Consider the following 18,313-nt stretch of genomic DNA (forward strand, 5'->3'; position numbering starts at 1 on the left):
GCTCCGGTCCGAGGGGCGTGGGCTTGAGGAAGTCCACCTTGAGCGCCGCGGTGACGAAGCGGGGGGAGGGGCCGTCCCCGATCTGCCTGCCTTCGGCGCGCAGCGCCGCCGCCGACGCGCTCCCGGTGCCGGCGCAATCCAGGAGCGAGGCCACCAGCCCGCCGTACACGCTGCCGGGGATTGCGGTGTGGTACGGAGCCGGGGTGAAGCGGGTCACGGTCTCGTCGCCGTCCCAGCGCGTGCGCAGCCGCAGGCCGGCGTCGTTGAGGCGCCCGCACCCATAGCAGTGGGCGACGTCTTCGGGGTAGAAGTCCTGGAGGGCGGGGGCGTCGTCGGTCATGGGTCGGGGCTCGGGGTCTTCGGGGTTGGGGCTCGAGGGACGCGCGGCGTCGTGGTAAGGGTGGCTCAAGGCGCCGGCGCGCTGACCACCGGCACGCTCACGTGCGACGCCCGGCCCGGCTCACGGTACACGCGGATGGTGGCGGGCCGGAAGTCCGACTCGGCGGCCTCGAAGATGTTGGGCACGAAGGTCTGCGGGTTCCGGTCGATGAAGGGGAACCAGCTCGACTGCACCTGGATCATCACCCGGTGCCCGCGCTGGAAGGTGTGGAAGACGTCGTTGATGACGAAGCGCACCTTCGTCACCTCGCCCGGCTTGAAGGGCTTGGGCTCGCTGTAGCTGTCACGGAAGCGGCCGCGGAACGGCTCGCCGCGCACCAGCGTCTGCTGGCCGCCACGGTCCCTCCGGCCTTCCTCCGGCTCGCCCCACATGGGGCCCGGCATCTTGCCCGGGTTGACGTCCACGAGCTTCACCACCCAGTCCGCGTCGGTGCCCGTGGTGGACACCCACAGCTCGGCCTCCAGCGGGCCCGCGAACGTCAGGTCCTTCTCCAGCGGCTCCGTCTGGTACACGAGCACGTCCGGCCGGCGCGAGGCGAAGCGCTGGTCCTCCGTCATGTAGTTCCTGGCCCAGCCCGTCGTCAGCTCCGTGGTGTAGGGCACGGGCTTGTTGGGGTCACTCACGTACTCGTCGAAGGACTCCTCGGCGGACGCGGGCGCGGTGTAGGAGAGGCCGCCTTTGGGTTGGAAGTAGAGCTTCGCCTCGCGCACGCCCTTGGGCGGCCACGTGTCGAAGCGCCGCCAGCGGTTGGCGCCCGTCTCGAACACCAGGGCCTCGGGCAGCTCCGGCTTGTCGCCCCCCTTGAGGTGGTACTTGAAGAAGGCGAGCTCCAGCTCCTGGTAGAGCGCGCTCGTGCGGAAGCCGAAGTCCACGTCGCCCAGCCCCGTGCTGTCCCCGCGCGTCCACCCGCCGTGCGGCCACGGGCCCATGACGAGCGTGTTGGAGATGCCGGGGTTCTGCTTCTCGATGGCGGCGTACGTGCGCAGCGGGCCGTACAGGTCCTCGGTGTCGTACCAGCCGCCCACCACCATCACCGCGGCCTTGATGTTCTTCAGGTGCGGCAGGAGGTTCCGCGCCTGCCAGAAGGCGTCGTAGTTGGGGTGCGCGACGATGTCCTGCCAGAAGGAGATGTCGCCCTTGAAGTGGCGCGTGTTCGCGTTGGACAGCGGGCCCAGGTCGAGGAAGAACTGGTAGCCGTCCGGCGTGCCGTGCTCGAAGTGGTCCCAGTTCTCCTTGGCGATGGGCTGCGGCCGGGGCTTGCCGAACCCCGAGAAGAAGTTGAACGCCAGCGCCAGGTTGAAGGCGCCATGCCGGTGCATGTCGTCCCAGAACCAGTCGGCGATGGGGGCCTGCGGCGACACGGCCTTGAGCGCCGGGTGCGAGTCGATGGCGCCCGCCGACGTGTAGAAGCCGGGATACGAGATGCCCCACTGGCCCACGCGGCCGTTGTTGCCCGGCACGTTCTTCACCAGCCACTCGATGGTGTCGTACGTGTCGGTGCTCTCGTCGATGTCCTTGGGCCCGCTCTTCTTCGCCAGGTGCGGGCGCACGTTGATGAACTCGCCCTCGGACATGTTGCGGCCACGCACGTCCTGGAAGGCGAAGATGAAGCCCTGCTTCTCGTACTCGGCGGTGGGCCCGAGCCCACGGGGGTACCGGTCCTGTCCGTACGGCGCCACCGAGTAGGGCGTGCGCGTGAGCAGGATGGGGTAGCGCCTGGTGGGGCTCGCGTCGTTGGGGACGTAGACGGACGTGAAGAGCCTCGTCCCGTCACGCGTGGGGACGCGGTACTCGAACTTGGTGTAGTGCGAGCGGATGTAGTCGGCGCGCTCGGATGCGGCGTTGGGCGGCTGGGGCTTCGCGGCCTGGGCCCTCGCGGGACCGGCGAGCGCCACGAGCACGAGCACCATGAGGCTGCGGAACATGCGGTGCATGCATTCTCCTGCTGGGGAAGGCGGGCATCTTCGGTGAAGGGGCACGAGGCGGAAAGCGCCGTTTCGTGCGCGTGGGGTCCTTGACCCCGGCGCCTTTCTGGACGATGCCTGCGCCGCATGCCTCGCTCCGCGTCCCGCACCCTGGCCCTCGTCATCCTGGCGGCCGTCCTGGCCTGTGCCGTGTCGGGGGGGCTCGCCGCCTGGCGCTTCCACCACAAGAATCCCCAGGCCCCCGTGGTGCGGCTCGACGAGTACGTCGTCATGGGTTGGGTGGGCTGGGACTCCAGCTGGTACATGCGCATCGCCCAGGAGGGCTACAGCTTCACGCCCGGCGAGCAGAGCTCCGTGGCCTTCTTCCCGCTCTACCCGCTGGCCATCCGCGCCGTCCAGGCGCTCGGCCCGGACGTGTACCAGGCCGGGGTGCTCGTCACGCTGTTGTGTGGACCGCTGGCCATCCTCCTCTTCCTGCGCTGGGCGCGCTTCCGGGCGGAAGAGCCCCTCGCGCTCCAGGCCTCGCTGCTGCTCGCCCTCTACCCCTTCACCTTCTTCCTCTACGGGGTGATGTACTCCGACGCGCTCTTCCTCCTGCTGGTGGTGGGCGCCTTCCTCCTGCTGGAGAAGGGACACCTGGGGCTGGCCGTGCTGCTCGGCGCGGTGGCGACAGCGGCGCGGCCCGTGGCGCCCGCGGTGGTGCTCGGCCTGCTCGCTCGCCGGCTCGAGTGGAAGCGTGAGCGGGGAGAGCGCTGGACCGCGCTCGACTTCCTGCCCGTGCTGTCCGCGCTCGGCTTCCTGCTCTACATGCTCTACCTGGACAAGCAGTTCGGCGCGCCCTTCGCCTTCGCCGAGGCCCAGGTCGGGTGGGGACAGGAGCCCGGCTGGCGCTCCTTGCTGAAGCTGTCCTGGTTCAAGACCGTCTTCTCTCCGGACTCCAACGCGGAGACCGTCTCGCGGCTGTGCCTCCACGCGCTGTTGACGCTGGGCGCGCTCGCGCTGGTGTGGCCCACCTTCCGCAAGCTGGGGTGGGGCTATGGCGTGTACTGCGCCGTGCTGGTGGGCATCCCCACGCTGACCACCAAGGACTTCATGGGCATGGGGCGCTACCTCATCTCCGCCTTCCCCCTCTTCCTCACCCTCGCGCTGCTGCTGCGCGACCACCCGCGTGTGCGCCAGGGCCTCCTCGCCGTGGGCGCCGTGTCGCTCGTCCTCCTGTCGGCCGCCTTCGGCCTGGACCACTACATCTCGTGAACGCTCCACTCGCTCCTGCCCTGGCGCTGTTCTCCCACCTCCCGTTGAGCGAGCGCTTCCACGTGCACGCCCGCGCCTTCTCCGCGCCGCTCGAGGCCGTCGCCTCCCGCGTGCCCGCAGGTGGCACGGTGGCCGATGTGGGATGTGGGCACGGCCTGCTCTCCGCCCTCCTGGCCCTCGGTGACTCCCGGCGCATCGTGCACGGGGTCGATCCCGACCCACGCAAAATCGAGTGGGCCCGGAGCGGACCCGGCCGTCTGCCCAACGTGCGCGCCGAGGTGGGCACCGTGGAGGCGCTCGCCGAGCGGCTCCCCGGCCAGTTCGACGCGGTGGTGGTGAGCGACGTCCTCTACCTGCTCCCCGTGGAGCGCTGGCCCGGCTTCCTGCGCGAGGCGCGGCGCCTGCTGCGTCCCGGGGGGCGGCTGCTGCTGAAGGAGGCCGAGGGGGACCGCTCCTGGAAGCACTACAAGTGCCTCGCCCAGGAGGTGGTGATGGTGAAGCTGCTCGGCCGGACGAAGGCCGGGGGCGCGCTGGTGCTCCAGCCGCGCGAGGCCATGGAGGCCCTGCTGCGCCAGGCCGGCTTCACCCCGCGCGAGACGGTGGAGCTGGGCGCGGGCTACTCCACGCCCCACATCCTCTACGTGGCGGAGGCCACCGCCGAGGCCGGGGCGGCACCCAGCGCGCCGTAGGTGGTCAGTTCCACCCCGAGCTGCTCGAGCCGGGCCCGCACCCGGGGGCTGGTGAGTGCGTCCAGCTCGGACTGCCAGCCGTACGTCCACGCCGGGTCCTCCGGCACGTGAGGGCGGCCCTCGCCCGGATGGCAGCCCAGCTCGAAGTCTCCCGGGGGCAGTGACTCCAGCAGCGAGAGCAGGGCGGACTCGGTGAGCTGGCCCGCCTCGAAGATGCCACCCGCGCTCACCCGCCGGACTCCGGGCCGTGGCCCCGGCGCGCTCCGGGCCAGCAGCGACAGCAGCGACGTCTTCACCGCCGGCCCGGGCGCCCGCAGCCACGACAGCCGCGGCAACCGGTCCGGCCAGCGCAGGGGCAGCCCTTCTCGCAGTGCCAGGGCCTCCACCAGGGGGCGTACGCCGGGCAGCAGGTGCAGGTGCTGGTGGCCATCCAGGTGGTCCACCTCCGCGCCCAGCTCCCGCGCGCGCCGCACCTGCGCGGCCAGCTCCAGCTCCAGCTCCTCGCGGCGCACCTGCCCGGTGAGCCAGGCCCGCGCGAAGTCCGCCCAGCTTCCGCGCAGGCGTCCCTCCGGGGCCACCGTGGGCACGTGCGAGGCGGGCGCCGCCGGGGGCAGCCGGGTGCAGAAGGCCAGGTGGACACCCAGGGCCAGGCCGCGCTTCCGGGCCTCGGGCACCGCCTGGGGCGCACTCGGGCCGCTCACCAGCACGGTCGCGCTGGTGACGATGCCCTCGCGGTGCGCCCGGAAGATGCCCGCGTCCAGGGCCGGGTGCAGCCCCAGGTCATCCGCGTTGACGACGAGGCGTGTGCGTGCCCGTCCCACCGCGCTACCCGTGGCCGCGCGCCTTGTCGCGCTCGCGCGCCGAGCCATGCAGCGGGGCCACCGACGGCGGCAGCCGCACCGGACGCTTGGCCGCCTGCGGGTGGCGCGTCTCCGGGTACAGCTTCACCAGCTCCCGCACCATCTTCGCGATGACGGCCGGCGAGGACAGCGTGGAGATGCCACGCGTGCGCGGGAAGTAGTCCACCCCCATCTGGAACACCTTGAAGCCCTGGTGGATGGCCTTCACCACCAGCTCCGCGTCGATGAAGGAGCCCTGGCTGTTGAGCTCCACCGCCTCCAGCACCCGCCGGTGCATCACCTTGAAGCTGAAGTTGATGTCCTTCACGTACACACCGAACAGCGTCCGGATGAGCAGGTTGTAGGCGAAGGAGTACACGATGCGCTTGGGCCCCTCGCTCGTGCGGTCGAACCGGAAGGCGCAGATCATGTCCGCCTCCAGGTACTTCATCAGGTGCAGCGCCCGCTCCAGCTCCTTCAGGTCGAAGGGCAGATCGATGTCCGAGTACACCACGATGTCCTTGGTGGACGCGGACAGGCCCGTGCGCATGGCCCCACCCAGCTTCAGGTTGACCGGGTGCGTGATGACCCGGAGCTGGGGGATGCGCGAGGCCATCTCCTCGCAAATCTCCTGGGTGCGGTCCGTGGAGGCGTCGTTGACGACGATGATTTCGAAGTCATCCGTCAGCCGGGGGAGCACCTCCATGGCGCGCGCCACCGAGCGCTCCACATAGTCCTCCTCGTTCCAGGCGGGAAAGAAGAGGCTGATGCTGGGAGATTGACCCACGATGTGACCTCGGCGATGTGCCCCTGTCGCAGTCTCGGCGGAGCGGAACTGGGGCGGCTGGCTATCAAACATCGCAGGGCAAGCGCAATCCAACGGTCGCGAGTCCTCGCTCGGCCGTGGTAGCGTGAGCGCTTGGGTTGGTTTCGGGGATAGATGTGGGAGACAGGCGCCTCATTCTGTTGGTGGACGAACTGCCTGAACGGCAGGCCGAGCTGGCAAGCACACTGGAGCAAGGGGGGTACTCCGTCCGGCTGGTCTCGGCCGGTCCCGAGGCGCAACGCCGCCTCGCGGAGACGGATCTCGTCCTCCTCGCCCTGGGTCCCGCCGGTGCGCCCTCGCGCGCGCTGCTGCAGCACCTGATGGCCCGGGACGACGATGGCTCGGGCCCCGGCATCATCGCGTTGGTGCCCGCGGAGGAGCGCGCCGCCGTCGTGGCCGTGCTGCGCCTGGGCGCCGAGGTGGTGCGCACCCCGGTGGAGCCCGATGAGCTGATGGCCCGCATGGAGCGCTGCCTGCGCGAGCGCCAGCGCCTCAACGAGCTGCTCACCCGCGTCACCTCGCTGGAGCGCCTGTCCGTCACCGACGGCCTCACCGGCGTCCACAACCACCGCTACTTCCAGGAGCGGCTGCGCGAGGAGTTCCGCCGCGCCCAGCGCTACGACGACACGCTGTCGCTCATCCTCATCGACCTGGACCACTTCAAGGCCTTCAACGACACGCACGGCCACCAGGTGGGCGACATCGTCCTGTGCGACGTGGCGGCCTCCCTCCAGCGCAGCGTGCGCGAGACGGACCTGCTCGCCCGCTATGGAGGCGAGGAGTTCGCCATCCTCCTGCCGCGCACCCCGCTGGCCGGCGCCCTCACCGTGGCCGAGCGCGTCTGGCGGGAGCTCGGCCAGCTGCACACCGGGCCCGGGCGCACCCTGCGCGTCACCGCCTCGCTGGGCGTCTCCACCTTCCCGCACCACGCCGTCAACAGCGCGGAGCTGCTCGTGCGCGCCGCCGACCAGGCGCTCTACCGCGCCAAGGACGAGGGGCGGAACCGCATCTGCCTCTACGTCGCCTCCTCTCCCTTCGACCGGCTCACCCCTCGCTAGCCCGCTCCCCATCCTCCGCGTGGGTCAACATTGACCCGATTCATGGGTCGGGGTATGGAGGGACCCAGGGTGGTCGCAAGCCCCGGGTGCGGAAGCACCCGGTATCCATGGGGTTTGCGAGGTGGCGGACGTTGGCAGCGTCATTGCAAATGCTCGGGTCTCGGACCCAGGACGAGGTTGCCACTGGAACTGGCGCAGACACAGGGAGCGGTGCCACGCGGTCGGCTGCTGCTGGTGGACGACGAGGAATACATCCTGAAGTCCATCCGGCGGGTGCTCCGTCGCGGCGATTGGCAGATCGAGACGGCCTCTGATGCGGAGGAGGGCCTCAAGGCCCTCGAACGCTTCACGCCCGAGGTGGTCATCTCCGACTTCAGGATGCCGGGGATGAACGGGGTGGAGTTCCTCAGCCGGGTGAAGGCGCAGGTGCCACGGGCCCAGCGCATCATGCTCACCGGGCAGGCCGATCAGCAGGCCATCGAGGAGGCCATCAACCGGTCGGAGATCTTCCGTTTCATCTCCAAGCCTTGGAACGACAGCCATCTGGTGCTGACGGTCAAGAGCGCCTTCGAGCAGTACGCGCTCCAGGCGGAGAACGAGCGGCTGTTGCGGGTGACGCAGCAGCAGAACGAGGAGTTGCGGCGGCTCAACGCCGAGTTGGAGACGCGCGTGGCGTTGCGCACGCACCTGCTGAGCCAGGCCAAGCGCGAGTGGGAGCTGTCGTTCGACTCCATCGAGACGCCGCTGGCGGTGGTGCGGCGGGACTTCGGGGTGCGCCGGGCCAACCGGGCGTACACGGACCTGTCGGGGGACCGGCTCCGGGAGCCGCTCTCCGAGCTGTCCGAGGAGGGCGCCGAGCCGCGGTGCCACCAGCTGCTGTTCGACCGGGACACGCCGTGCCCGGGCTGCCCGCTGCCCGAGGCGCTGCAGAGCGGCAAGGGCGCGCGCGCGGAGATCAGCCAGCGGGGCCGCACCTACGCCATGGCGGCCTACCCGCTGACGACCGAGGGGCGTGCCGTGTGCTCCTACCGGGACATCAGCGACGAGCGCGAGATGACGCGCCGGCTCATCGACACGGAGAAGATGGCGGCGGTGGGCCAGCTCGCCGGGGGCGTGGCGCATGAAATCAACAACCCGCTGGGCGGCATCCTCGCCTTCGCGCAGTTGATGAAGCGCGACGAGGGCCGCAACGCCTCCGACATGGAGTCGTTGGACCTCATCGAGGAGAGCGCGCTGCGCTGCAAGCGCATCGTGGAGAGCCTGCTGAAGTTCAGCCGCCACAGCCGGACGGAGGATCGCCGCACCTTCCAGCTCAACAAGTGCGCGGAGGACTCGGCGGTGCTCTTCGGGGCCCAGCTCAAGGCGTACTCCAAGGTGAAGCTGGAGCTGCGCCTGGCGCCGGAGCTGCCGGAGCTGTTCGGAGACCCGAGCCAGCTGTCGCAGGTGATGCTCAACCTGCTGCAGAACGGGCTGCACGCGCTGCCCCCCTCGGGCGGCGTGCTGTCCCTGGAGACGGGGAAGGAGGGTGACCGGTGCTACTTCCGCGTCGCCGACACGGGCACGGGTATCGATGAGCGCTACCTGGGGCACATCTTCGAGCCGTCCTTCACCACCAAGCCGCCCGGCCAGGGCACCGGCCTGGGCCTGTCGATCGCCTACCGGATCGTCGAGGACCACGGCGGCATCATCAAGGTGGACACCCAGATGGGTGAGGGCTCGCGCTTCACCGTCTACATCCCCATTCCCCTGCAGCTCGAGAGGTTGCCATGACGCCACAGCCAGTTGCTGCCCCCGGCGCCAGGCGCGCCAAGATCCTGGTCGTGGATGACGATCCGATCGTCCTCAAGGCGGTCACGTCCATCCTCAAGCGGGAGGACTACCAGGTCGTCTCCATCGACGACGCCGTGGAAGGCCTGACGGCGGCGAAGGACCCGTCCATCGACGTGGCCGTCCTGGACATCAAGATGCCCAACCTGTCCGGCATGGACCTGCTGCGCGGAATCAAGGCAGCGCGTCCGGACGTGGAGGTCATCATGATGACGGCCTTCGCCACCGTGGAGACGGCGGTGGAGGCGGTGAAGGCGGGCGCGTACGACTACCTCACCAAGCCCTTCGAGAACATCGACGAAGTGAGCATGACGGTGGCCAAGGCCGCCGAGCGCAAGGCGCTGCGAGACAGGGCGCGGGCGCTGGAGGAGGCGCTCACCGCGCGCAACCAGTTCGAGGAGCTCATCGGCCAGTCGTCGCAGATGCGCGGCGTCTTCAAGCTGGTGGAGACGGTGAGCCACTCGACGGCCACGGTGCTCGTGCAGGGCGAGAGCGGCACGGGCAAGGAGCTGGTGGCCCGGGCCATCCACTACCGCAGCGCGCGCAAGGACAAGCCCTTCGTGGCCGTCAACTGCTCGGCGCTGTCGGACACGCTGCTGGAGAGCGAGCTGTTCGGCCACGTGAAGGGCAGCTTCACCGGGGCCACGTCCAACAAGAAGGGCCTCTTCGAGGCGGCCGACGGCGGCACCATCTTCCTGGACGAGATTGGCGACGTGCCTCCCGCCACCCAGGTGCGCCTGTTGCGCGTGCTGCAGGAGGGCGAGGTCAAGCGCGTGGGCGCCAACGAGCCGGTGAAGGTGGACGTGCGCGTCATCGCCGCCACGCACGTGGACCTGAACCGCGCCAAGGAGCAGGGCAAGTTCCGCGAGGACCTGTTCTACCGGCTCAACGTCATCACCATCGACCTGCCGCCGCTGCGGGACAGGCCCGAGGACGTGCCGCTGCTGGCGCACCACTTCCTCAAGCTGTACGCGGCGAAGGTGGACAAGCGGGTGACGGGCTTCACGCCGCGCGCGATGGAGGCGCTCACCTGCAACCGGTGGACGGGCAACGTGCGCGAGCTGGAGAACGTCATCGAGCGCGCGGTGGTGCTCACCTCGAAGGAGGTGCTGGACGTCGACGACCTGCCGCCGGGCTTCCAGGACGCGCCGCAGGCCGGAGCGCAGGTGGAGGTGTTCAGCCTGGCGCACCTGCCGTACGCCCAGGCGAAGCGGCTGGCCATGCGCGCCTTCGAGCGGCGCTACCTCACCGCGCTGCTCGAGAAGCACAACCACAACGTCTCCAGCGCCGCGCGCGCCGCGGGTGTGGATCGCTCCAACTTCCGCCGCCTGCTCAAGCAGTACGAGGTGGCCGGGCGCTCCATGAAGCGCGGCAAGGACGGAGAGGTCGACGACGACGCCCTCGAGGCCGCCTCCTGAGTGTCGAGGGCTGAGGAGCCTCAGCCTTCCTCCCCCGGCTCGCGGGAGCGCTCCGCGAGCTGGCGTTGGATGTCCTCGTAGCGCTCGGCCAGCTCCCGCTCGAGGCCGTTGTGCGTGGGCTGGTAGAAGCGCCGGCCCCGCAGGGCCTCCGGGAGGTAGTCCTCGGGGACGTAGTGGCCCTCGAAGTTGTGGGGGTACTTGTAGCCGGCGCCGTACCCCAGCGACTTCATCAGCTTCGTGGGCGCGTTGCGCAGGTGCAGGGGCACGGGCAGCGGCCCCCCTTCCGTGACGGCGGCGCGCGCCGCGGCGTACGCGGTGAGCACGGCGTTCGACTTGGGCGCCAGCGCCAGGTACGTCACCGCCTGGGTGAGCGGCAGGGTGCCCTCGGGCAGGCCCACCAGCTCGAAGGCCCGGAGCGCGTCCACCGCCACGCTCAGGGCCCGCGGGTCCGCGTTGCCGATGTCCTCCGAGGCGAAGATGACCATGCGCCGGAGGATGAAGACGGGGTCCTCGCCCGCCTCCAACATGCGCGTCATCCAGTAGAGCGCCGCGTCCACGTCCGAGCCCCTCATGGATTTGATGAAGGCGCTGATGACGTTGTAGTGCTCCTCGCCCGCCTTGTCGTACAGGAGCGCCTTGTGCTGCAGGGCCTCCTCGGCGCTGGCCTTGTCCACCCGGCTGCCCCCGTGCGCGGCCGCCGCCTCCAGCGCGGTGAGCGCCCGGCGCGCGTCGCCTCCCGAGGCCTGGACGATGAAGGTGAGGGCCTCGTCGTCCACCTGGACCCGGCCGCCAAGGCCCCTGGTGTCCACCACCGCCCGGCGTAGCAGCGCCACCAGTTCCTCCTCCTCCAGCCCGCGCAGGGTGACGACACGGGCGCGGGACAGGAGCGCGGCGTTCACCTCGAAGGAGGGGTTCTCCGTGGTGGCCCCGATGAGGGTGACGGTGCCCTTCTCCACGTGGGGCAGCAGCGCGTCCTGCTGCGCCTTGTTGAAGCGGTGGATCTCATCCACGAAGAGGAGGGTCCGCTGGCGGTGCATCCTCCAGCGCTCCTGGGCGCGGGCCACCGTCTCGCGGATGTCCTTCACCCCGGAGAGCACGGCGGAGAGGGACTCGAAGGCGGAGCCGGTGGAGTGGGCGATGACGTACGCCAGGGTCGTCTTGCCCGTCCCCGGGGGGCCCCAGAGGATGAGCGAGGGCACCTGGTCCTGCTGGATGGCCCGGCGGAGGAAGCGGCCCTCGCCCGTGAGGTGCTCCTGCCCGACGAAGTCCTCCAGGCGGGTGGGGCGCATCCGCTCGGCCAGGGGGGCGAGGGCGGCCTGGTCCTTCTGGCTCGCATGCTCGAAGAGGTCCATGGAGCAATCCTGGCGTCCGGGTCCCACGTGTCACAGGGTCATCGAAGCGGCCATTTCGTCCAGCGCTCCCCTGGCCGCCTGGACTAGAACCTGGACCCATCGTGCAGACCCTGTTGCTCGTCGCCAAGAAGGACAAGCCCGAAGCGGCGGAGCTGGCCGCTCGCATCCGGGAGCGCTACCCCACGCATGAGGTGCTGGGAGACCGGCTCCTGGCCCATACGCTCGGCTGGCCCCGGATCGACGACCGCGAGCTGGCCACCCGGGCGGACCTGGTGGTGGTGCTGGGCGGAGACGGCACCCTCATCCACGCCGCCCGGCTGCTGGACGGACGCCCCACGCCCATCCTCGGCGTCAACCTGGGCAGCCTGGGCTTCATGACGGAAATCCCCGTCGAGGAGCTGTTCCTCTCGCTGGACGAGGTGCTCGCCGGCCGCTTCAAGACGGAATCCCGGATGAAGCTCTGCTCGCGGCTGGTGCGCGACGGCAAGGTGCTGGTGCAGGACGAGGTCCTCAACGACGTGGTCATCAACAAGGGCGCGCTGGCGCGCATCGCGGACCACGAGGTGTCCGTCGAGGGCGTGCCCATCGCCACGTACAAGGCGGACGGCGTCATCCTGTCAACGCCCACCGGCTCCACCGCGTACTCGCTGTCCGCGGGCGGGCCCATCGTGCACCCCTCGGTGGACTGCACCGTGCTCACGCCCATCTGCTCGCACGCGCTCACCCACCGCCCCATCATCGTGCCGGCGGACCGGACCATCCGCGTCACCCTGGCCAGCGAGACGGCGGACACCTTCCTCACGCTGGACGGGCAGACGGGCCACGGCCTGCAGTGCGGCGACAGCATCGAGGTGGTGCGCTCGCCCAACCGGGTGAACCTGGTGCGCAACACCCGCGTGGGCTACTTCACCATCCTCCGGCAGAAGCTCCACTGGGGCGAGCGGTAGCGCGGGCGTGTTCCTCTTCCTGTCGAAGGTGTTGGATCTGCTGCTCGCGCCGCTCTCCTGGGGCCTGCTGCTGGGGCTGCTGGGCCTGCTGCTGCGCCGGAGACGGGCGCGGCTGGCGGCCGGGCTGCAGGGGCTGGGGCTGCTGGTGGTGTACGTCTTCTCGCTCGAGCCCACGGCCAATGGCCTGCAGCGGTGGGTGGAGGCGGGGGCGGTGTCCACGTACCGGCCGGACACGGTCTACGACGCCGTCATCGTGCTGGGCGGAGCGGTGGACGCGGACGCCACCGAGCGCTCGGGCCTGCCCGAGTACACCCACCCGGTGGAGCGCATCCTCCGCGGCTACGAGCTGCTGCGGCAGGGCAGGGCGCGCCAGGTGCTGCTGTCGGGAGGCACGCTGGACACGCGGCCCGGGGCGCTGGTGGAGGCGGACATCCTGGCGCGGCAGCTGCGGCTGTGGGGAATCGAGCCGGAGCGGATCGTCCTGGAGGGGCGCAGCCGCAACACGCGGGAGAACGCGGTGGAGTCCGAGCGCCTCATCCGGGAGAAGGGCTGGCAGCGGCTGGTGCTGGTGACGAGCGCGGCGCACATGCCGCGGGCGCTGGGCACCTTCGAGGCGGTGGGGGTGAAGCCGGACACGCTGGTGGTGGACGTGCGCGCGCACGACTGGCACCTGCACGGGACGTGGTGGCAGCCGCGGGCCTCCAACCTGTCGGCGGGGACGGACGCCCTGCGCGAGCTCTTCGGGCGCTTCGTCTACCGGCTGCGCGGCTGGGCCTGAGCTACGGGTGCGCGCTCACCGTGCTCGGGCAGTCCAGCACGTGCTTGCTGTCCTCGTGCTCCCCGTTGTCCTTCCTGGCGAGCTCCCGGGTGCCCCCGCGCAGCCGCTCGATGCGGCCGGTGGTGGTGGGGGCGATGGACTCGGCGGCGGCGAAGGCATCGCGCAGCACGTCCTGCGTGGTGCGGCCCTTGTCCGGAGAGACGCGGTACTTCGCGCCCTTGAACATGGTGTACCCGTCACCGCCGCCGGACATGTACGAGTTGGTGGCGAGCGAGTACGTGCGCTTCACATCCAACGGCTCGCCATTCACGGTGACGCGGACAATCCGGTCGCCGGGGGGGCGGCACACGTCGAAGGCGTACTGGATGCCGGAGACCTGGGGGAAGCGGCCGGGGTCCGTCTCCTCGGCGCTGCGGCTGACGCCGTGCTCGAGCGCCTGGCGCAGCACCGCGCCCGACACCTCGATGCTCACCACCGAGCCCGGGTAGGGGTGGATGGCCAGCACGTCGCGCCGGGTGAGCGGGCCCGGCCTCAGCACCGAGTCCGAGCGGATGGAGCCCCCGTTGATGAGCGCCACCTCCGCGCCAGCGGCCTTGCGGTAGGCGTCCGCGACGAAGGAGGCCAGGTTCGTCTCGTGGCTGCGGTTGGAGGCCTCGAGGGCATCCAGGGGCACCTGGGTGCGGCCCACGGGCTGGGACAGCTCGGCCATCATCGCGTCGTACTCGTGCATGGCCTGGGCGAAGGCGGGGTCCTCCGTCACCTCGGGCGTCACCGGCAGCACGTCGAAGTCCATGCTCTTGAGCTTGCCGCTCCGGGTGCCCACGTGCAGGGTGACGCGCCCCAGCTCCCGTGCCTCGGAGGACATCTTGATGATGGGCGTGCCGTTGGACACCGCCTGCATCATCACGTGCTCGTGGCCCCCGATGATGAGATCGATGGGGGCGCAGCGGGCGAGCACCTTGTCCTCGGCGACGAACAGGTGCGTGAGGCCGATGATGATCTGCGCGCCCTGCTTGCGCATCTGCGGCACCAGCTCGCGCGCCTTGGTGCACGTGTCCGTGAAGTACACGTCCGGCCCCGGCTTGGAGCTGTACTTCGTCTTGCCCAGCAGCACCCCGAAGATGCCCACCTTCACGCCGCCCACCTCGCGGATGACGAAGGGCGGGGTCTCGGCGAAGGTGCGGCCCGTCGACTTGTCCATGACGTTGGCGCCCAGCCAGGTGAAGCGGGACTCCTGGATGCGCTGGCGCAGCACGTCCGGGCCGAAGTCGAACTCGTGGTTGCCCAGCACCGCGAAGTCCAGGTCGAGCGCGTTCCACGCGTCGATCATCTGCTTGCCCTTGTGGAAGGTGGACTCCACGGAGGGCCCCAGCGTGTCACCGGCCATGAGGAACAGCGTGTTCGGCGACTCGGCGAGCACCTGCTTGCGCAGCGTGGACAGCCGCCCCAGCCCGCCCCGGGCCCCGAAGTCCACCGGGGTGAACTGGTACACGTCGTTGACGTGCAGCAGCGTGAGCGTGACGGTGGGTTCCTCGTCCTGCTCCGCCTCGGAGGCCGTGGTGTCGGCGGGTCCGGACTCCGCGGCCGAGGGAGACGTGGGAGCGCTCCGGGGCAGCGAGGCGCAACCAGCGGCGAGAAGCAGGGCGGCCAGCAGGGTGGCCAGGGGGCTCGGCGGGCGGAACGGGAGGGACATGGGTGTTCGTCTGGAAGTCCAATGTCCCATGTCCGGCCCGCTTGTGCATCCTTTCACGTGACCTCCCCGTGACGCGGTGTGCCGAGGCGCGTCTCCCTCCTCGCCCGGGAAGCGGCACGGGCCTCGGAGGCGCTTCACTACGGGTGGGGGACGGGGACGGAGATGGAGCACGCCGGCTCGCTCGGGGAGCGGCGCTCAGACGGTGTAGCGGCGCCCCTGCGCGAGCGGCTCGATGTTGCTCGCCCCGAGGTCGAAGTCATCCGGGTAGTGGATGAGGCGCATCTTCGCGCGCTGGGCGGCGGGCAGCGCGGCCAGCTTCTCGTAGGGCGTGTGCACGCCGTAGTTCGTCTCGTGCACCACGAGGTCCGCCTCGGAGAGCCAGGAGATGAGGCCCTCGTCGTAGGCGGTATCGGCGCTGTAGCCCAGGCAGCGTCCCCCGGCGCGGATGCGCAGGGCCGTGGTGGGCACGTGGTGGTACGTGAGGCGGCTCTCGATGGAGAAGGGCCCGAAGCGCACGGCGGCGTGGGTGGAGAGCGGGAGGGGCTCGAAGTAGTCCTCGAAGCCATGGCGCTGGGGCTCGCCGCCGGGCTTGCGGATGAGGTCCTCCATGCCCGCGGCGAGGTGGCCTTCCCAGAGCCGGCGCGTCACGTCCGGGTGGGCGAGCAGCTTCAACTTCCGTTTGAGGACGAAGAAGGAGAAGTAGCCGAGCCCCTCCACGCCCGAGCTGTGGTCCGCGTGCAGGTGGGTGAGGACGAGGCCCGACACGCGGTCCGCGTCCAGCTCCACGCCCGAGGAGAGGCTGGCCTCGCGCATCATCTTGCGGATGGGGTGGGGGCAGTCGATGAGCAGCACCTGGCCCTCGGCTTCGAGCGCCAGACACGAGGAGTAGTGCAGCGCGGAGAAGGCATCGCCAACGCCGAGGGTGACGAAGGACAGGCTCATCACGGGCTCCGGAGGGAGGGGGGAGGCAACCGCGAGCGCAGCTTGGCCGCGACGGCGGGCGGGCAGAAGTCGGAGACGTCCTCGCCGCGCGCCAGCTTCTCCTTGAGGCGGCTGCTGCTCACCTCGGCGAGGTGGGACTCGGCGGGGAGGAAGAGGGTGGCCAGGTCCGGGGCGAGCGCGCGGTTGGCCTGGGCCAGCGTCGTCTCGAACTGGGCATCCGTGGCGCCGCGCACCCCGCGCAGCAGCACGCTGGCGCCGATGGCCCGCGCGTAGTCCACGATGAGGCCCTCGGTGCTGGCCACGGTGACGTTGGGGTGGAGCGACACCACCTCGCGCAGCAACTCCACGCGCTCGGCCACGGTGAGGAGGGTGCGCTTCTCGGGGTTGATGGCCACCACCACCACGACATGGCCGAAGAGGCGCGCGGCCTGACGGACGACGGAGAGGTGGCCGGCGGTCACCGGATCGAAGCTGCCCGCGTAGACGGCGATGGTCATCACGACACCTCCGGGTGAGCCCCGGGCTCGAGCGTCCGGGGAGGATGGAAGGTGAGGGCCACCCAGACGACGGCCAGGGCGCAGACGGCCGCCGAGAGCGTGAAGTGCCACGCGTAGCCGAAGGCCTGGGCGCTGAAGCCACTGATGGCCGCGGCGGCGCCGGTGGCGAGCACCACGAGCGAGGCCTGCAGCGTGTAGTCGGACGCGGCGTGCTCCGGGCGGCACTGGTCCATCATCACCGTGAAGAGGGTGGCGGTGGCCATGCCGCTCGCCAGGTGTTCCACGCCGCAGACGAGGGCGAGCACGGGCACGGAGGCTCCGAGCGCGGCCAGGGCGTAGAGGAGCACCGCCGCCGCCTGCAGGATGCCGAAGATGAGCAGCGCGCGCCGCTGTCCCAGCCGGTTGACGAGCGCCCCGCCGATGAGCGCGCCCAGCAGGCCCGTGGTGAAGCCCACGACGCCGAGCATCCACCCCACCTGGGCCAGCTCCAGCCCCGTGTCGACGAGGAAGGTGCGCAGCATGCCCGTCGCCAGGTGCTCGCCCGCCTTGAAGAGGGCGAGCAGGGTGAGCCACGTGCCCGCGCCGGGACGCCGCGCCCAGGACAGCAGGGACTCGCGGAGCCAGGGCCCGAGGTGCACGGCCTCGTGTCCGGAAGCGGGGGAGGGGGGCTCGTGGAACAGGGCCACCGGCACCGTGGCCACGAGCAGCATCGCGCCCATGCTCAGCAGGGTGGCGCGCCAGCCCAGGGTGTCGATGAGGATGAGCATCAACCCGCCGCCGAGAATCATTCCCACGCGGTAGCCGGCCACCTGGATGCCGTTGCCCCAGCCGCGCTCGTGGCGCTCCAGCAACTCCACCGCGAGCCCGTCCGTGGCCACGTCCTGCGTGGCCGCCAGCAGGTTGACGAGCAGCACGGCCCCGAGGAGGACGGGGATGCCCACCGTGCCCTCGGGAAGGGCGAGCCCCAGGAGCAGCGCCGCCGAGAGGAACTGCAGCGGGAGGATGTAGCCGCGCCGCCGGCCCAGGCGCTCCGAGCCGTACCGGTCCATGAGCGGCGCCCAGAGGAACTTGAGCGCCCACGGCAGCGCGAGCAGGTTGGCCAGGCCGATGTCCGGCAGCGACATGCCCTGCTTGCGCAGCAGCACGGGCAGCGTCTGGGTGAAGAAGCCGAAGGGCAGGCCCTGCGAGAGGTAGAGGCTCGTGAGCAGCCCGAGCTTCATGGGGGTATTCAGCGAGGTCTTCACGTGCCCTCCGGGGACTCCGCCGCGTCGAGCAGCCCCGCGGCCATGCGTTTCACTGTACCCGCGGCGGAGCCCGGAGGCGTGAGGCCCGGTGCCGCCGTCGAGAGGACGAAGTAGCCCTGCACCGCCGCGAAGAGGCCCGCCGCCACCGCCCGCGCCCTCCGGCGGCCGATGACCGCGCCCACCAGCTCCTCCAGGAGCGCGAGGTCCGCGCGCACCACCTTCTCGTACGCCGCGCGCACCTCCGGCTGCCGCACGGCCTCGGCGCTGATGGTCACCCACGCGGCCACCGAGGAGGGGTCCGCGTCCTCTCCCGTGGCCAGGAAGGCGTCGAGGAACGCGTCCACCTGGGCCCGGGCTCCGCCCTTCACCCGCTCCAGCCGCGTCTTCACCCGCTCGCGCACGCGCCCCGCGAGCTGCTCCACCAGCGTCAGGAGGATCTCCTGCTTCTCCGTGAAGTGGTAGTGCACCAGCCCCGGGCTGAGCCCCGCCGCCCTGGCGATCTCCGCGATGGACGCTCGCTCGTAGCCGCGCTCGGCCATGACGCGCAGCAGCCCCTCGACGATCTGCTGCCGGCGCTCCTCCGTGTTCGATGGGCGGGCCATCCGCGGCTCCATTTCTAGGTTG

17 protein-coding genes are annotated in these 18,313 nt (G+C 70.6%); 7 read left to right on the plus strand and 10 right to left on the minus strand.

Translation table 11 applies throughout. From position 1 onward, the window contains the following. The coding region (locus tag VFZ09_RS44370) for a PaaI family thioesterase (protein ID WP_329733891.1) at positions 1-340 on the minus strand (340 nt) is incomplete at its 3' end. A gap of 65 nt (positions 341-405) precedes the next feature. Further along, the gene (locus VFZ09_RS44375; RefSeq protein WP_329733892.1) at positions 406-2,334 is read right to left on the minus strand and encodes a CocE/NonD family hydrolase; all 1,929 of its coding nucleotides are present in this window, start codon (positions 2,332-2,334) and stop codon (positions 406-408) included. Positions 2,335-2,451: 117 nt separating this feature from the next. On the opposite strand from VFZ09_RS44375, the gene VFZ09_RS44380 reads away from it, so the two are divergent. Then, positions 2,452-3,579, plus strand: coding sequence for a mannosyltransferase family protein (locus VFZ09_RS44380; protein WP_329733893.1), 1,128 nt, complete (start codon positions 2,452-2,454; stop codon positions 3,577-3,579). Next, positions 3,576-4,268, plus strand: a complete 693-nt coding sequence (locus VFZ09_RS44385) for a class I SAM-dependent methyltransferase (RefSeq protein WP_329733894.1) — start codon at positions 3,576-3,578, stop codon at positions 4,266-4,268. Before VFZ09_RS44380 ends, VFZ09_RS44385 begins: the two co-directional genes overlap by 4 nt. On the opposite strand, the gene VFZ09_RS44390 is transcribed toward VFZ09_RS44385, so the two are convergent. Next, positions 4,217-5,089 carry a carbohydrate deacetylase gene (locus tag VFZ09_RS44390; protein WP_329733895.1) on the minus strand — a complete coding sequence of 291 codons (873 nt, stop codon included), beginning with the start codon at positions 5,087-5,089 and terminating at the stop codon, positions 4,217-4,219. The genes VFZ09_RS44385 and VFZ09_RS44390 overlap by 52 nt on opposite strands. A gap of 4 nt (positions 5,090-5,093) precedes the next feature. Then, positions 5,094-5,894 carry a glycosyltransferase family 2 protein gene (locus VFZ09_RS44395; protein WP_329733896.1) on the minus strand — a complete coding sequence of 267 codons (801 nt, stop codon included), beginning with the start codon at positions 5,892-5,894 and terminating at the stop codon, positions 5,094-5,096. 182 nt (positions 5,895-6,076) lie between these two features. Between VFZ09_RS44395 and VFZ09_RS44400 the strand changes: the two genes are divergently transcribed. The 3 genes from VFZ09_RS44400 to VFZ09_RS44410 all read left to right on the plus strand — a co-directional run bounded on the left by VFZ09_RS44400 (position 6,077) and on the right by VFZ09_RS44410 (position 10,236). Then, positions 6,077-6,991 (plus strand): diguanylate cyclase, encoded by a 915-nt coding sequence (locus VFZ09_RS44400; RefSeq protein ID WP_329733897.1) that lies wholly within the window; start codon positions 6,077-6,079, stop codon positions 6,989-6,991. Between the two features lie 210 nt (positions 6,992-7,201). After that, positions 7,202-8,761: an ATP-binding protein gene (locus VFZ09_RS44405; protein WP_329733898.1), complete on the plus strand. Its 1,560-nt coding sequence runs from the start codon at positions 7,202-7,204 to the stop codon at positions 8,759-8,761. After that, on the plus strand, positions 8,758-10,236 hold the full coding sequence (locus VFZ09_RS44410; protein ID WP_329733899.1) for a sigma-54 dependent transcriptional regulator: 1,479 nt from the start codon (positions 8,758-8,760) through the stop codon (positions 10,234-10,236). Before VFZ09_RS44405 ends, VFZ09_RS44410 begins: the two co-directional genes overlap by 4 nt. Before the next feature lie 20 nt (positions 10,237-10,256). Here VFZ09_RS44410 and VFZ09_RS44415 read toward each other — a convergent pair whose 3' ends face one another. Next, entirely contained in the window at positions 10,257-11,588 is a 1,332-nt protein-coding gene (locus VFZ09_RS44415) for a replication-associated recombination protein A (protein WP_329733900.1), read from the minus strand. A gap of 101 nt (positions 11,589-11,689) precedes the next feature. On the opposite strand from VFZ09_RS44415, the gene VFZ09_RS44420 reads away from it, so the two are divergent. After that, positions 11,690-12,535 (plus strand): NAD(+)/NADH kinase, encoded by an 846-nt coding sequence (locus tag VFZ09_RS44420; protein ID WP_329733901.1) that lies wholly within the window; start codon positions 11,690-11,692, stop codon positions 12,533-12,535. A gap of 7 nt (positions 12,536-12,542) precedes the next feature. Next, a complete protein-coding gene (locus VFZ09_RS44425; protein ID WP_329733902.1) occupies positions 12,543-13,313 on the plus strand; it encodes a YdcF family protein in 771 nt (256 codons plus the stop codon). 1 nt (position 13,314) lies between these two features. Here the strand turns inward: VFZ09_RS44425 and VFZ09_RS44430 are convergent, their stop codons facing one another. The 5 genes from VFZ09_RS44430 to VFZ09_RS44450 all read right to left on the minus strand — a co-directional run bounded on the left by VFZ09_RS44430 (position 13,315) and on the right by VFZ09_RS44450 (position 18,291). Further along, positions 13,315-15,006 (minus strand): bifunctional UDP-sugar hydrolase/5'-nucleotidase, encoded by a 1,692-nt coding sequence (locus VFZ09_RS44430; RefSeq protein WP_329733903.1) that lies wholly within the window; start codon positions 15,004-15,006, stop codon positions 13,315-13,317. Between the two features lie 195 nt (positions 15,007-15,201). Beyond that, entirely contained in the window at positions 15,202-15,948 is a 747-nt protein-coding gene (locus tag VFZ09_RS44435; RefSeq protein WP_329733904.1) for an MBL fold metallo-hydrolase, read from the minus strand. Further along, on the minus strand, positions 15,948-16,445 hold the full coding sequence (gene coaD, locus VFZ09_RS44440) for a pantetheine-phosphate adenylyltransferase (protein ID WP_329733957.1): 498 nt from the start codon (positions 16,443-16,445) through the stop codon (positions 15,948-15,950). Before coaD ends, VFZ09_RS44435 begins: the two co-directional genes overlap by 1 nt. Continuing rightward, on the minus strand, positions 16,445-17,689 hold the full coding sequence (locus tag VFZ09_RS44445) for an MFS transporter (RefSeq protein ID WP_329733905.1): 1,245 nt from the start codon (positions 17,687-17,689) through the stop codon (positions 16,445-16,447). Before VFZ09_RS44445 ends, coaD begins: the two co-directional genes overlap by 1 nt. After that, the gene (locus VFZ09_RS44450; RefSeq protein WP_329733906.1) at positions 17,686-18,291 is read right to left on the minus strand and encodes a TetR/AcrR family transcriptional regulator; all 606 of its coding nucleotides are present in this window, start codon (positions 18,289-18,291) and stop codon (positions 17,686-17,688) included. The genes VFZ09_RS44445 and VFZ09_RS44450 overlap by 4 nt, the downstream gene beginning before the upstream one ends. Between the last annotated feature and the right edge of the window lie 22 nt (positions 18,292-18,313).

The organism is Archangium sp., from assembly GCF_036277355.1.
GTDB lineage: Bacteria > Myxococcota > Myxococcia > Myxococcales > Myxococcaceae > Archangium.

Excerpts from the sequence above, each read along its gene's own strand:
- VFZ09_RS44375 (WP_329733892.1), bottom strand. The coding sequence starts at position 2,334 with ATGCACCGCATGTTCCGCAGCCTCATGGTGCTCGTGCTCGTGGCGCTC.
- VFZ09_RS44380 (WP_329733893.1), top strand. The coding sequence starts at position 2,452 with ATGCCTCGCTCCGCGTCCCGCACCCTGGCCCTCGTCATCCTGGCGGCC.
- VFZ09_RS44410 (WP_329733899.1), top strand. The coding sequence starts at position 8,758 with ATGACGCCACAGCCAGTTGCTGCCCCCGGCGCCAGGCGCGCCAAGATC.
- VFZ09_RS44415 (WP_329733900.1), bottom strand. The coding sequence starts at position 11,588 with ATGGACCTCTTCGAGCATGCGAGCCAGAAGGACCAGGCCGCCCTCGCC.
- VFZ09_RS44430 (WP_329733903.1), bottom strand. The coding sequence starts at position 15,006 with ATGTCCCTCCCGTTCCGCCCGCCGAGCCCCCTGGCCACCCTGCTGGCC.
- VFZ09_RS44435 (WP_329733904.1), bottom strand. The coding sequence starts at position 15,948 with ATGAGCCTGTCCTTCGTCACCCTCGGCGTTGGCGATGCCTTCTCCGCG.
- coaD (WP_329733957.1), bottom strand. The coding sequence starts at position 16,445 with ATGACCATCGCCGTCTACGCGGGCAGCTTCGATCCGGTGACCGCCGGC.
- VFZ09_RS44450 (WP_329733906.1), bottom strand. The coding sequence starts at position 18,291 with ATGGCCCGCCCATCGAACACGGAGGAGCGCCGGCAGCAGATCGTCGAG.